The organism is Escherichia sp. E2586, from assembly GCF_005781105.1.
Taxonomy (GTDB): domain Bacteria; phylum Pseudomonadota; class Gammaproteobacteria; order Enterobacterales; family Enterobacteriaceae; genus Escherichia.
Map to the genome: position 1 here is coordinate 545,838 of NZ_VATN01000006.1, position 12,971 is coordinate 558,808.

The 12,971-nt window shown below is 53.0% G+C and carries 8 protein-coding genes; 2 read left to right on the top strand and 6 right to left on the bottom strand.

The features are described from left to right. Window positions 1-91: 91 nt before the first annotated feature. Window positions 92-1,285 carry an ROK family protein gene (locus FEK50_RS07690; protein ID WP_130260414.1) on the top strand — a complete coding sequence of 398 codons (1,194 nt, stop codon included), beginning with the start codon at window positions 92-94 and terminating at the stop codon, window positions 1,283-1,285. A gap of 197 nt (window positions 1,286-1,482) precedes the next feature. Here FEK50_RS07690 and glyA read toward each other — a convergent pair whose 3' ends face one another. Next, window positions 1,483-2,736: a serine hydroxymethyltransferase gene (gene glyA, locus FEK50_RS07695; RefSeq protein ID WP_000919159.1), complete on the bottom strand. Its 1,254-nt coding sequence runs from the start codon at window positions 2,734-2,736 to the stop codon at window positions 1,483-1,485. Window positions 2,737-3,066: 330 nt separating this feature from the next. On the opposite strand from glyA, the gene hmpA reads away from it, so the two are divergent. Then, on the top strand, window positions 3,067-4,257 hold the full coding sequence (gene hmpA, locus FEK50_RS07700; protein ID WP_131162557.1) for an NO-inducible flavohemoprotein: 1,191 nt from the start codon (window positions 3,067-3,069) through the stop codon (window positions 4,255-4,257). A gap of 43 nt (window positions 4,258-4,300) precedes the next feature. Here hmpA and glnB read toward each other — a convergent pair whose 3' ends face one another. The 5 genes from glnB to purL all read right to left on the bottom strand — a co-directional run bounded on the left by glnB (window position 4,301) and on the right by purL (window position 12,812). After that, the gene (gene glnB, locus FEK50_RS07705; protein WP_000717691.1) at window positions 4,301-4,639 is read right to left on the bottom strand and encodes a nitrogen regulatory protein P-II; all 339 of its coding nucleotides are present in this window, start codon (window positions 4,637-4,639) and stop codon (window positions 4,301-4,303) included. Between the two features lie 60 nt (window positions 4,640-4,699). Further along, window positions 4,700-6,034, bottom strand: coding sequence for a two-component system response regulator GlrR (gene glrR / locus FEK50_RS07710; protein ID WP_130207538.1), 1,335 nt, complete (start codon window positions 6,032-6,034; stop codon window positions 4,700-4,702). Then, a complete protein-coding gene (gene qseG / locus FEK50_RS07715) occupies window positions 6,024-6,737 on the bottom strand; it encodes a two-component system QseEF-associated lipoprotein QseG (RefSeq protein ID WP_130260417.1) in 714 nt (237 codons plus the stop codon). The genes glrR and qseG overlap by 11 nt, the downstream gene beginning before the upstream one ends. Window positions 6,738-6,900: 163 nt before the next feature. Continuing rightward, on the bottom strand, window positions 6,901-8,328 hold the full coding sequence (gene qseE / locus FEK50_RS07720) for a two component system sensor histidine kinase QseE/GlrK (RefSeq protein WP_130207542.1): 1,428 nt from the start codon (window positions 8,326-8,328) through the stop codon (window positions 6,901-6,903). 596 nt (window positions 8,329-8,924) lie between these two features. Then, window positions 8,925-12,812 (bottom strand): phosphoribosylformylglycinamidine synthase, encoded by a 3,888-nt coding sequence (gene purL / locus FEK50_RS07725; RefSeq protein WP_131162556.1) that lies wholly within the window; start codon window positions 12,810-12,812, stop codon window positions 8,925-8,927. Window positions 12,813-12,971: the final 159 nt, after the last annotated feature.

Sequence of the window (12,971 nt, forward strand, 5' to 3'; positions counted from 1 at the left end):
CTGAATTAAAAGATTTGTGGCAGTGTATTGAACAATCTGGCAATGTTTTCGCGGAATAATCACGCAATTAACTAAACAAGGTTTAGTGAAGATGAGAGCCTGCATTAACAATCAACAGATCCGCCACCATAACAAATGCGTGATTCTGGAACTGCTGTACCGGCAAAAGCGCGCCAACAAGTCGACGCTGGCCCGGCTGGCGCAAATTTCAATTCCGGCGGTCAGTAATATTTTGCAGGAACTGGAAAACGAAAAGCGGGTGGTGAATATCGACGATGAAAGCCAGACGCGCGGGCATAGCAGCGGCACATGGCTGATTGCGCCGGAAGGTGACTGGACGCTATGCCTGAACGTGACGCCCACCAGCATTGAGTGCCAGGTCGCTAACGCTTGTTTAAGTCCGAAAGGCGAATTTGAATATTTTCAGATTGATGCACCGACACCGCAGGCACTGCTGTCCGAAATCGAAAAATGCTGGCATCGTCATCGCAAACTGTGGCCGGGCCGCACCATCAACCTGGCGCTGGCAATTCACGGTCAGGTTGATCCGGTAACTGGTGTATCGCAAACCATGCCGCAAGCCCCGTGGACAACGCCAGTTGAGGTGAAGTACCTGCTGGAAGAGAAGCTCGGTATTCGGGTAATGGTTGATAATGACTGCGTGATGCTGGCGCTGGCGGAGAAATGGCAAAATAATTCGCAGGGACGGGATTTCTGCGTGATCAACGTTGATTACGGCATTGGCTCGTCGTTCGTGATTAACGAGCAAATTTATCGCGGTAGTTTGTATGGTAGCGGGCAGATTGGTCACACCATTGTTAATCCGGATGGCGTCGCCTGCGACTGTGGACGTTATGGCTGCCTGGAAACCGTCGCCTCGTTAAGCGCATTAAAAAAACAGGCGCGAGTATGGCTAAAATCACAACCTGGCAATACTCAACTTGATCCAGAAAAACTGACTACAGCGCAATTAATCGCTGCCTGGCAGAGTGGAGAACCGTGGATCACCAGTTGGGTTGACCGCAGTGCCAACGCCATTGGTTTGAGTCTGTATAACTTCCTCAACATCCTCAATATTAATCAGATTTGGTTGTACGGTCGCAGCTGTGCCTTTGGTGAGAACTGGCTTAATACCATTATTCGCCAGACGGGATTTAACCCGTTCGACCGCGACGAAGGACCGAGCGTGAAAGCGACGCAAATTGGCTTCGGGCAATTAAGCCGTGCACAACAGGTGCTGGGGATTGGCTATTTGTATGTTGAGGCGCAGTTACGACAGATTTGATGGCGCGATAACGTAACAAGGCTTCCCGAAGGAAGCCTTGACGATCACAAACGTAAGATTGCCTGATGCGCTACGCTTATCAGGCCTACACGGATATTGCAATATATTGAATTTGCAAAGTTTTGTAGGCCGGATAAGGCGTTCACGCCGCATCCGGCATGAACAACGAGCACGTTGTCAGCAAATCACCGTTTCTCTTATGCGTAAACCGGGTAACGTGCGCAGATGTCGAGAACTTTACCTTTGATGCGCTCGATAACCGCTTCATCATTGATGCTGTCCAGCACGTCACACATCCAGCCAGCCAGTTCTTTCGCTTCTGCTTCTTTGAAGCCACGACGCGTAATCGCCGGAGTACCTACACGAATACCAGAAGTTACAAACGGGCTCTTCGGATCGTTCGGTACGCTGTTTTTGTTCACGGTGATATTAGCACGGCCCAGAGCGGCGTCTGCTTCTTTACCGGTCAGGTTTTTATCAACCAGATCAACCAGGAACAGGTGGTTATCAGTACCGCCAGAAACCACTTTGTAGCCGCGTTCCAGGAACACTTCTACCATCGCTTTAGCGTTTTTAGCGACCTGCTGCTGGTAAGTTTTGAACTCAGGCTCCATCGCTTCTTTCAGAGCAACCGCTTTACCAGCGATTACGTGCATCAACGGACCGCCCTGACCACCAGGGAAAACGGCAGAGTTCAGTTTTTTGTACAGCTCTTCGCTACCGCCTTTCGCCAGGATCAGGCCGCCGCGCGGACCCGCCAGGGTTTTGTGAGTAGTGGTAGTCACTACGTGAGCATGAGGAACCGGGTTCGGGTAGACGCCAGCAGCAACCAGGCCCGCAACGTGCGCCATATCAACGAACAGGTAAGCACCGATGCTGTCAGCGATTTCACGCATTTTCGCCCAGTCAACCACGCCGGAATATGCAGAGAAGCCACCGATAATCATTTTCGGTTTGTGTTCTTTGGCTTGTTTTTCCAGATCGGCGTAGTCGATATGACCGGTAGCATCGATACCGTAAGGAACGATGTTGTACAGTTTACCGGAGAAGTTAACCGGAGAACCGTGAGTCAGGTGACCGCCATGCGCCAGGTTCATACCCAGAACGGTATCACCTGGTTCCAGCAGCGCGGTGTAGACCGCAAAGTTAGCCTGAGAGCCGGAGTGCGGCTGAACGTTAGCGTAATCAGCGCCGAACAGCTCTTTCGCGCGATCGATCGCCAGTTGTTCGACGATATCAACATACTCGCAACCGCCGTAGTAGCGCTTGCCCGGATAACCTTCAGCATATTTGTTGGTCAGCTGAGAACCCTGCGCCTGCATTACGCGCGGGCTGGTGTAGTTTTCGGAGGCGATCAGTTCGATGTGCTCTTCCTGACGTACTTTTTCCTGCTCCATAGCCTGCCACAGTTCGGCATCATAATCGGCAATGTTCATTTCACGCTTTAACATCCGCATCTCCTGACTCAGCTAACAATAAAATTTTTTCGCCTAATTTTGGCGGTCCTGATGGACAACGGCGAACAGTATAACCGAATCATTGTGCGATAACAGGTCTTGACAAAGGAATTTACGCAAACGATTACCTTCAAGCTGTGCAAGGCTTTGGAGAATAAAGGGCCTGCAACCGGAAACGGATTTCTTTTCAGGTTTGTGATGCAAATTTTTCACTTCATCACATTCTTGATGAAAAACACCAAAAGAACCATTTACAGTGCAGGGCTATTTTTTATAAGATGCATTTGAGATACATCAATTAAGATGCAAAAAAAGGAAGACCATATGCTTGACGCTCAAACCATCGCTACAGTAAAAGCCACCATCCCTTTACTGGTGGAAACAGGGCCAAAGTTAACCGCCCATTTCTACGACCGTATGTTTACTCATAACCCAGAACTCAAAGAAATTTTTAACATGAGTAACCAGCGTAATGGCGATCAACGTGAAGCCCTGTTTAACGCTATTGCCGCCTACGCCAGTAATATTGAAAACCTGCCTGCGCTGCTGCCAGCGGTAGAAAAAATCGCGCAGAAGCACACCAGTTTCCAGATCAAACCGGAACAGTACAACATCGTTGGCGAACACCTGTTGGCGACCCTGGACGAAATGTTCAGCCCAGGCCAGGAAGTGCTGGACGCGTGGGGTAAAGCCTATGGCGTACTGGCTAATGTATTTATCAATCGCGAGGCGGAAATCTATAACGAAAACGCCAGCAAAGCCGGTGGCTGGGAAGGTACTCGCGATTTCCGCATTGTGGCTAAAACGCCGCGCAGCGCGCTTATCACCAGCTTCGAACTGGAACCGGTCGACGGTGGCGCAGTGGCAGAATACCGTCCAGGACAGTATCTCGGCGTTTGGCTGAAACCAGAAGGTTTCCCGCATCAGGAAATTCGTCAGTACTCTTTGACTCGTAAACCTGATGGCAAAGGCTATCGTATTGCGGTGAAACGCGAAGATGGCGGGCAGGTATCCAACTGGCTGCACAATCACGCCAACGTTGGCGATGTCGTGAAACTGGTCGCTCCGGCGGGTGATTTCTTTATGGATGTGACAGATGACACGCCGGTAACACTGATCTCTGCGGGTGTAGGGCAAACGCCAATGCTGGCAATGCTCGACACGCTGGCAAAAACAGGCCACACAGCACAAGTGAACTGGTTCCACGCGGCAGAAAATGGCGATGTTCACGCCTTTGCTGATGAAGTTAAGGAACTGGGGCAAGCACTACCGCGCTTTACCGCGCATACCTGGTATCGCCAGCCGAGCGAAGCCGATCGCGCTAAAGGTCAGTTTGATAGCGAAGGCCTGATGGATTTGAGCAAACTGGAAGGTGCGTTCAGCGATCCGGCCATGCAGTTCTATCTCTGCGGTCCGGTCGGCTTCATGCAGTTTGCGGCAAAACAGTTAGTGGACCTGGGTGTGAAGCAGGAAAACATTCATTACGAATGCTTTGGCCCACATAAAGTGCTGTGATTTGATGTTGCCGGATGGAAACATCCGGCAACCATGACGCGGTTTAAATCGCCGCGTCGTCCTCTTCGCCGGTACGGATACGAATGACCCGTGCCACGTCAAAGACGAAAATTTTACCGTCACCAATTTTACCGGTTTGCGCCGTACGAATAATCGTGTCTACGCAGATATCGACAATGTCGTCTGGCACGACGATCTCAATTTTCACCTTCGGCAGAAAATCCACCATATATTCCGCACCGCGATACAGCTCAGTGTGGCCTTTCTGACGCCCAAAGCCTTTCACTTCGGTCACGGTCATGCCGGTAATACCGACTTCGGCCAGTGCTTCACGGACATCGTCCAGCTTGAAGGGTTTAATAATCGCATCAATCTTTTTCATGCTATTCCTTGAAAAGGTCGCCTGTCTTTTGATCTGCTAAACGTAACACATTACACCGATTCATTCCTTGAAATCGTTTGCATCCAGCTCGTGTCGGGAAAGCAGTTTATAAAATTCTGTCCGGTTGCGCCCCGCCATTCTCGCCGCGTGAGTGACGTTGCCTTTAGTGATTTGCAGCAGCTTGCGCAGGTAGTTGAGTTCAAACTGATTACGCGCCTCAACAAAGGTGGGCAGCGCCGTGTTTTCGCCCTCCAGCGCCTGCTCCACCAGCGCATCACTAATCACCGGAGATGATGTCAGCGCCACGCACTGTTCAATCACGTTCACCAACTGGCGCACATTTCCCGGCCAGCTGGCAGTCATCAGGCGTTTCATCGCATCGGTGGAGAACGCGCGGACAAACGGTTTATGCCGTACTGCTGCCTGACGCAATAAGTGGTTTGCCAGTAACGGAATGTCTTCCGTGCGCTCCGCCAGTGCCGGAATTTTCAGGCTGACAACGTTGAGGCGGTAATAGAGATCTTCACGGAATTCCCCGCGCGCCATCGCTTTTGGCAGGTCGCGGTGAGTCGCAGAAATAATCCGCACGTCGATATCAATATCGCGGTTACTGCCCAGCGGACGGACTTTTCGTTCCTGCAATACGCGCAGCAATTTGACCTGTAACGGCGTAGGCATATCGCCAATCTCATCGAGAAACAGCGTACCGCCTTCCGCCGCCTGGAATAAACCTTCGCGATTGCTGACGGCACCAGTAAACGCGCCGCGTGCATGACCAAACAGCTCCGACTCCAGCAACTGCTCGGGCAATGCGCCACAGTTAATGGCAATAAACGGCTTGCTGTTACGCGGGCTGGCGTTGTGGATAGCCTGGGCAAAAATCTCTTTCCCGGTGCCGCTCTGACCGTTAATCAAAACGCTAACGTCTGATTGCGCCACCAGCCGCGCCTGTTCCAGCAAGCGCAGCATCAGCGGGCTGCGAGTGACAATCGCCTCGCGCCAACGTTCGTCGGTGGCTGGGGCAGATTGCTCCAGTGCATCATCAATTGCCTGATATAGCGCGTCTTTATCAACGGGCTTGGTGAGGAAACTAAACACGCCCTGCTGTGTCGCGGCAACGGCATCGGGAATGGAGCCATGCGCGGTGAGGATGATTACCGGCATACCTGGCTGCACTTTCTGGATTTCAGCAAACAGTTGCATACCATCCATTTCATCCATCCGCAGGTCGCTGATGACTAAATCCACTTTTTCACGATTCAGTATCCGCAGCCCCTCGGCACCACTTTCTGCCGTGACCACGCTGTAGCCTTCGCTGGTCAGGCGCAGGCCAAGTAATTTCAGTAATCCCGGATCGTCATCGACCAATAATAAATGCGCAGGTTTATGGCTCATCAGGGGTGACCTCATTGGTGGATGGCGCGGTTTTTTCACTCTCGTGCGGCGTGTCCGGTGGGAAATTTCCGGCCGGTTTGCGAGTCGAGAGTTGGCGTTCAATATCCGTCAGGTTCTCCAGCTTGCGGGTGGTAAGTTCCAGTTGTTGCTGTAGAACGTGATGTTGCTGGCGCAGGGCGTCCAGTTCGCTGTCGCTGGATTGCTGGAGTTTGCTGTAGCGTTGGCGCTCTTCCGCCAGTTGCAGTTGCAACGCCTGTCCGTCGCGCCAGAGTTGATACAACGGGCGAACCTGCGCCGGGATCTCAGTACTTAACGCATCAATGCGCGCGACCAGTTGGCGGCGCTCAAAAGGCGTGATTTTGGCATCGGCAAGCAAAATCCCCTGCTTAAAGGTATTTTGCCAGCTGCCATCACCATACTTGCGCGCTTCCTGACGCGACTGCGCTGGCATTAAGCGGTTGGCGCAATCCATCGCCCGTAGCCAGTAAAGCGGGTTAGTTTCAGTTGATTTACCTTGCAACGCCCAGATGTCGCTACATTCAGTAGGAAGATAATCAGCCAGTTGATAAACCGGGATTTTTTCTTCTACTGGCGCATTAATGGCTGGCTTATTGTGATTCTGCACGCAGCCCAGCAGCGCCAGACAAGGCAACCCCGCCAGCCACAGCCGTCGGGATAAAAATCGTTGAAAAATGTGTCGCATATTCACCAGACTCAGAGCCTATCCCAGTGGGCGTAATTGTTGCAGGCAGTTTGGACACGGACAGCGCGGAGAAACCGGAGCGTACACGTAGTACGTGAGGATTTCGAGCACTGCCCGGGGCCGAACTGGCAAATAAAATAGCCTAATGGGATAGGCCTTAACATTATTTCGTGTTTTTCGACGAAGGCAATTCAATGCGGAAGCAAACGTCTTGCCCGCTCTCGTCGACCAGATACAGTTCCCCCTGCATACGGCGAATACAATCCCTGGCAATGCTTAATCCCAGACCGCTCCCCTTCACCGCCCCTTTTCGCTGGTGACTTCCCTGAAAAAAGGGTTCGAAGATCATGGCGCGTTCCTCTTGCGGAATGGGCGTGCCTGTATTGATGACATCAATATAAACCCGTGCGCCATGTAAACTGCTGCGAAGGCAAATGTTACCGGATTCAGCCCCGTAGTGCACCGCATTGGAGTAAAGATTATCCAGCACGCTCATCAGCAGCATGGGTTCCGCCAGGCATGCTGTTGCCTTGAGATCAACGTCGGTATGCATCATTTTAGTCCGAGCTGGCAGACTGTGAGCGGAAACTACCGTCTCCACCAACGGTGCTAACTCAACATTATCCAGTTCCACCGCGCCATCTGCCTGTTTACGGTTGTAATCAAGCAGTTGTTCTATCAGTTTTTGCAAATTGCGGCTGCTGCTATCAAGGATGCTCACCACCTCTTTTTGCTCTGGCGTAAGCGGCCCGACAACCTGGTCAGCCAGTAATTCAGTGCCCTCGCGCATACTCGCCAGTGGCGTTTTTAATTCATGAGATAAATGTCTTAAAAATTGATGGCGCTGGGATTCCAGCCATGACAGGCGTTCACTTAACCAAAGAATACGTTGCCCTACCGAGCGTAACTCGCTCGGTCCACTAAACGAGACGCTATTACCCAGTGAGCGTCCTTCCCCCAGACGGTTGATCATCCGCTCGATATTTTTCACCGGACCAATAATCATTCGGGTGAAAAGCAGCACCATTATCAGACTCACCAGAAACAACACCAGTGACTGCCAGCCGAAATACTGTCCGCGTTCGGCTATCTCTCGCTGGAGTTGCTGCCCGCGTGAAAACACCACGGTGCGCGTGGCCTGTACCATTTCGGCATTGGCATTGGCAAAAGCTTCCAGACGCGCGGCAGCCGCCGCATCCGGCCCACTGTTGTTACACTGGAGTTGGGCAAGATTGTTCAAATCCTGACGCAATGCCTGGTAAAGTTTATCGTCCGGCAGCACGCCAGCGTGGGCATCGAGCATTTCGCTGTAACGTTTACGCTGGCTTTGATAGACCTTCGCCAGGGTTGAGTCGTCCAGCACGCAATACTGACGGTAGCTACGCTCCATCTCCAGTGCCGCATTAGTCATTGCCTCACTGCGCCTGGCGTCAATAAGCGTTGTGCGATTGACCAGCGCCGCCTGATCGCTAAGCGCATTAAGGCTTTGCCAGGCTTGCCATGCCAGTACCAGCAGAGGCAGCAGAATCAGCAAGAATGCCAGCATGACTAATTGTCGTAATGAACGGGGAAAAACAGGCCAGCGTTTCAAGGTGTTACTCTCGTCAGACGCGAATAGCCTGATGCTAACCGAGGGGGAGTTCAGATACAACAAAGCCGGGAATTACCCGGCTTTGTTGTGGAATAAGGCGGTGCCTAACTCGACGTTTCGCCCGATGGTTGATATAGCTACGCTGATATCAGAAGTTGGACGGCAGGCACCTTGTTGTGCGTCATTCGAATTTTATGTAGCACGTCCCGAAGGGGCTGACATAAGTGGGTGAATGAGCCACTGGTTATTATTATGCAGTAACTGTGCCAATAAATAAAATAGTTTTATAACGTACTGATAAAACATAACTTTAATGGATTAATGGCTGTTCCACTGGTTGGCTATAAATCAGCCAGTGTGTCGCTTAAAAGAGACGCCCAAAGCTTAAATTATTCGTTTTAAATTAAATCAATAAGTTATATGTCACCTATAAGCGACACGGCAAACCACCCATTGTCGTGATTTACAGACACAAAAAAAGCTCCCGGAGTTGGGAGCTTATAATTGTTGGCGAAGTGGTTGTGTGTAATGCCGGATGCGGCGTGAAAGCCTTATCCGGCCTACAAAACAATGGGTTGCGTGGAATTTCCGCAGCCTTACCCCAGCTGCTTACGCGCATTACGGAAAATACGCATCCATGGGCCATCCTCGCCCCAGTTTTCCGGATGCCAGGAGTTGCTGACAGTACGGAAAACACGTTCCGGGTGCGGCATCATAATGGTGACACGACCGCTTTCGGTAGTGACCGCTGTAATACCGTTCGGGGAACCGTTCGGGTTAGCCGGGTAGGTTTCGGTGACTTTGCCGAAATTATCGACATAGCGCAACGCAACCAGCCCTTTGCTTTCCAGTGCCGCCAGATGCGCCGCGTCGCGTACTTCAACGCGCCCTTCACCGTGAGACACAGCAATCGGCATCTGCGAGCCCACCATCCCCTGCAACAGCAGAGACGGGCTTTGGGTCACTTCAACCAGGCTGAAACGCGCTTCAAAGCGATCGGAGGTGTTACGCACGAAACGAGGCCACAGTTCGCTACCTGGGATCAGCTCACGCAGATTAGACATCATCTGGCAACCGTTACATACCCCCAGCGCCAGCGTTTGCGGACGATGGAAGAAGGTTGCAAACTCATCGCGTACACGGTTGTTGAACAGAATAGACTTCGCCCAACCTTCACCGGCACCCAGCACATCACCGTAGGAGAAACCACCGCACGCGACCAGGGCGTGGAAATCCTCCAGACCATTGCGTCCAGCCAGCAGATCGCTCATATGCACGTCGATAGCATCGAAGCCCGCACGATGGAAAGCTGCCGCCATTTCAACATGCGAGTTCACGCCTTGCTCACGCAGTACGGCAACTTTCGGGCGCACGCCAGTAGCGATAAACGGAGCTGCTACATCTTCGTTAATATCGAACGACAGTTTCACATTCAGGCCCGGATCAGCGTCGTTGGATTTCGCCTGATGTTCCTGATCGGCGCACTCCGGGTTGTCACGCAGGCGCTGCATCTGCCAGGTGGTTTCTGCCCACCAGACACGCAACGTAGTACGGCTTTCGCTGAATACAGCCTGCCCGTTGGCGGTAATCACAAAACGGTCACCGGAAACCGCCTGGCCAACATAATGGACGCACTCAGCAAGGCCATGCTGTGCCAGTACCGCTTCGACCGCTTCACGGTCAGCGGCACGAACCTGAATCACCGCACCCAGCTCTTCGTTAAACAGCGCCGCCAGATGATCGTCGCCCAGAGAGGCGATATCCGCTTCAATGCCGCAATGACCGGCAAATGCCATTTCCGCCAGCGTCACCAACAGACCACCATCAGAGCGGTCGTGGTACGCGAGCAGCTTACGCTGTGCAACCAGCGCCTGAATCGCGTCATAGAAGCCTTTCAGTTGTGCGACGTCGCGCACATCAGCCGGTTTGTCGCCAAGCTGACGATAAACCTGCGCCAGCGCCGTTGCGCCCAGCGCATTATTGCCAAGGCCCAGATCAATCAGCAACAGTGCGTTATCTTCGGTAGAAAGCTGCGGCGTGATGGTGTGACGCACATCTTCCACGCGGGCAAATGCAGAAATGACCAGCGACAGCGGCGACGTCATTTCACGCTCTTCGTTACCTTCCTGCCAGCGGGTTTTCATCGACATTGAATCTTTACCCACCGGGATCGTCAGGCCCAGCGCCGGACAAAGCTCTTCGCCCACCGCTTTAACAGCTTCATACAGGCCAGCATCTTCGCCAGGGTGGCCTGCCGCCGCCATCCAGTTGGCGGAAAGTTTGATGCGTTTGATATCGCCAATTTGTGTTGCGGCGATGTTGGTTAACGCTTCACCGACCGCCAGACGGGCAGAAGCGGCGAAATCCAGCAGCGCAACTGGCGCACGTTCGCCAATTGCCATCGCTTCACCGTAGTAGCTGTCGAGGCTGGCAGTAGTGACCGCACAGTTAGCGACCGGCACCTGCCACGGGCCAACCATCTGATCGCGCGCCACCATGCCGGTTACGCTACGGTCGCCAATGGTCACAAGGAAGGTTTTCTCCGCCACGGTCGGCAGATGCAGCACACGTTTCACCGCGTCAGCAATGGTGATCCCTTCACGGACCAGCGCGTCGCCTTTCGCTTTCAGCGTTTGCACATCGCGGGTCATCTTCGGTGTTTTACCAAGCAGTACGTCCAGCGGCAGATCGATCGGCTGATTATCAAAATGACGATCGTGCAGAGAAAGATGCAGTTCTTCGGTCGCTTCACCAATCACCGCGTAGGGCGCGCGTTCACGCTTACACAGTTCGTCAAACAGCGGTAACTGATCGGCAGCAACCGCCAGCACGTAACGTTCCTGGGATTCGTTACACCAGATTTCCAGCGGGCTCATGCCCGGTTCGTCGCTCAGGATGTCGCGCAGTTCAAATTTACCGCCGCGCCCGCCGTCGCTTACCAGTTCCGGCATCGCGTTAGAAAGACCGCCTGCGCCAACGTCGTGGATAAACAGGATTGGGTTGGCATCACCAAGCTGCCAGCAACGGTCGATCACTTCCTGGCAACGACGTTCCATTTCCGGGTTGTCGCGCTGAACAGAAGCAAAGTCGAGGTCGGCATCAGATTGACCAGACGCCATAGAAGACGCCGCACCGCCGCCAAGACCAATGTTCATTGCCGGACCGCCGAGAACGACCAGCTTCGCACCAACGTTGATCTCGCCTTTTTGTACGTGATCGGCGCGAATGTTGCCGATCCCGCCCGCCAGCATGATCGGTTTGTGATAACCGCGCAGCTCTTCGCCGTTGTGGCTGTTCACTTTTTCTTCATAAGTACGGAAGTAGCCGTTCAGTGCCGGACGACCAAATTCGTTGTTAAATGCCGCGCCGCCCAGCGGACCTTCGGTCATGATGTCCAGCGCGGTGACAATGCGCTCAGGCTTACCGAAATCTTCTTCCCACGGCTGTTCAAAGCCAGGAATACGCAGGTTGGAAACGGAGAAACCGACCAGACCGGCTTTCGGCTTCGCGCCGCGTCCGGTGGCACCTTCATCACGGATTTCACCGCCAGACCCCGTCGCCGCGCCCGGCCACGGAGAAATCGCCGTCGGGTGGTTGTGAGTTTCGACTTTCATCAGGATGTGCGCCGGTTCCTGATGGAAATCGTAGCGGCCCGTTTCGTGGTCGGCAAAGTAGCGGCCAACTTCAGAACCTTCCATCACCGCGGCGTTATCTTTATAAGCTGAGAGAACGTGATCCGGCGTGGTTTCGAAGGTGTTTTTGATCATCTTAAACAGCGATTTCGGCTGCTGTTCACCGTCGATAATCCAGTCGGCGTTAAAAATTTTGTGGCGGCAGTGCTCAGAGTTCGCCTGGGCGAACATATACAGCTCGATGTCGTTCGGATTACGACCAAGCTTTGTGAAAGCATCCTGCAGATAGTCAATTTCATCGTCCGCCAGTGCCAGGCCGAGACGCAGGTTAGCGTCGATCAGCGCCTGACGGCCCTGCCCCAGTAAATCAACGCTGGTGACTGGAGTCGGTTGATGATGCGCAAACAGCTGCTCTGCATCATCTAAAGCAAAAAAGACCGTTTCCATCATACGGTCGTGTAGTTCAGCGGTAACCTGCTGCCACTGTTCATTGGTCAGCGTAGCGGCTTCTACATAGTAAGCCACGCCGCGCTCAAGGCGGTTTACCTGTTGCAGCCCGCAGTTATGGGCGATATCGGTCGCTTTTGAAGACCAGGGAGAGATGGTGCCTGGGCGCGGGGTCACCAGCAGTAATTTGCCTTCCGGGGCATGGCTGGCGAGTGCCGGACCATATTTCAACAGGCGTTCAAGTTGCGCGTGCGCTTCTTCGTTTAACGGCGCATTGAGGTCAGCAAAATGGACATACTCGGCGTAAATGTTGTGAACCGGGAGCCTGGCAGCCTGAAAACGCGCCAGCAGTTTATTGATTCGGAATGCCGACAGTGCAGGCGAACCACGCAGAATTTCCATCATAAGTCTCTCGTCTTCTAAGCTTTCGGTGTACCCAAGGGGGGGAAACGGGCGTCATTATAAAGAATCTGCTGCGCTGACGAAACCGTTTGCGTGGAAATAAAATCACCATCGTGAATTAGCAACGCGTGCCGCCAATGGTTGTAATAAGTTGCCAACTGG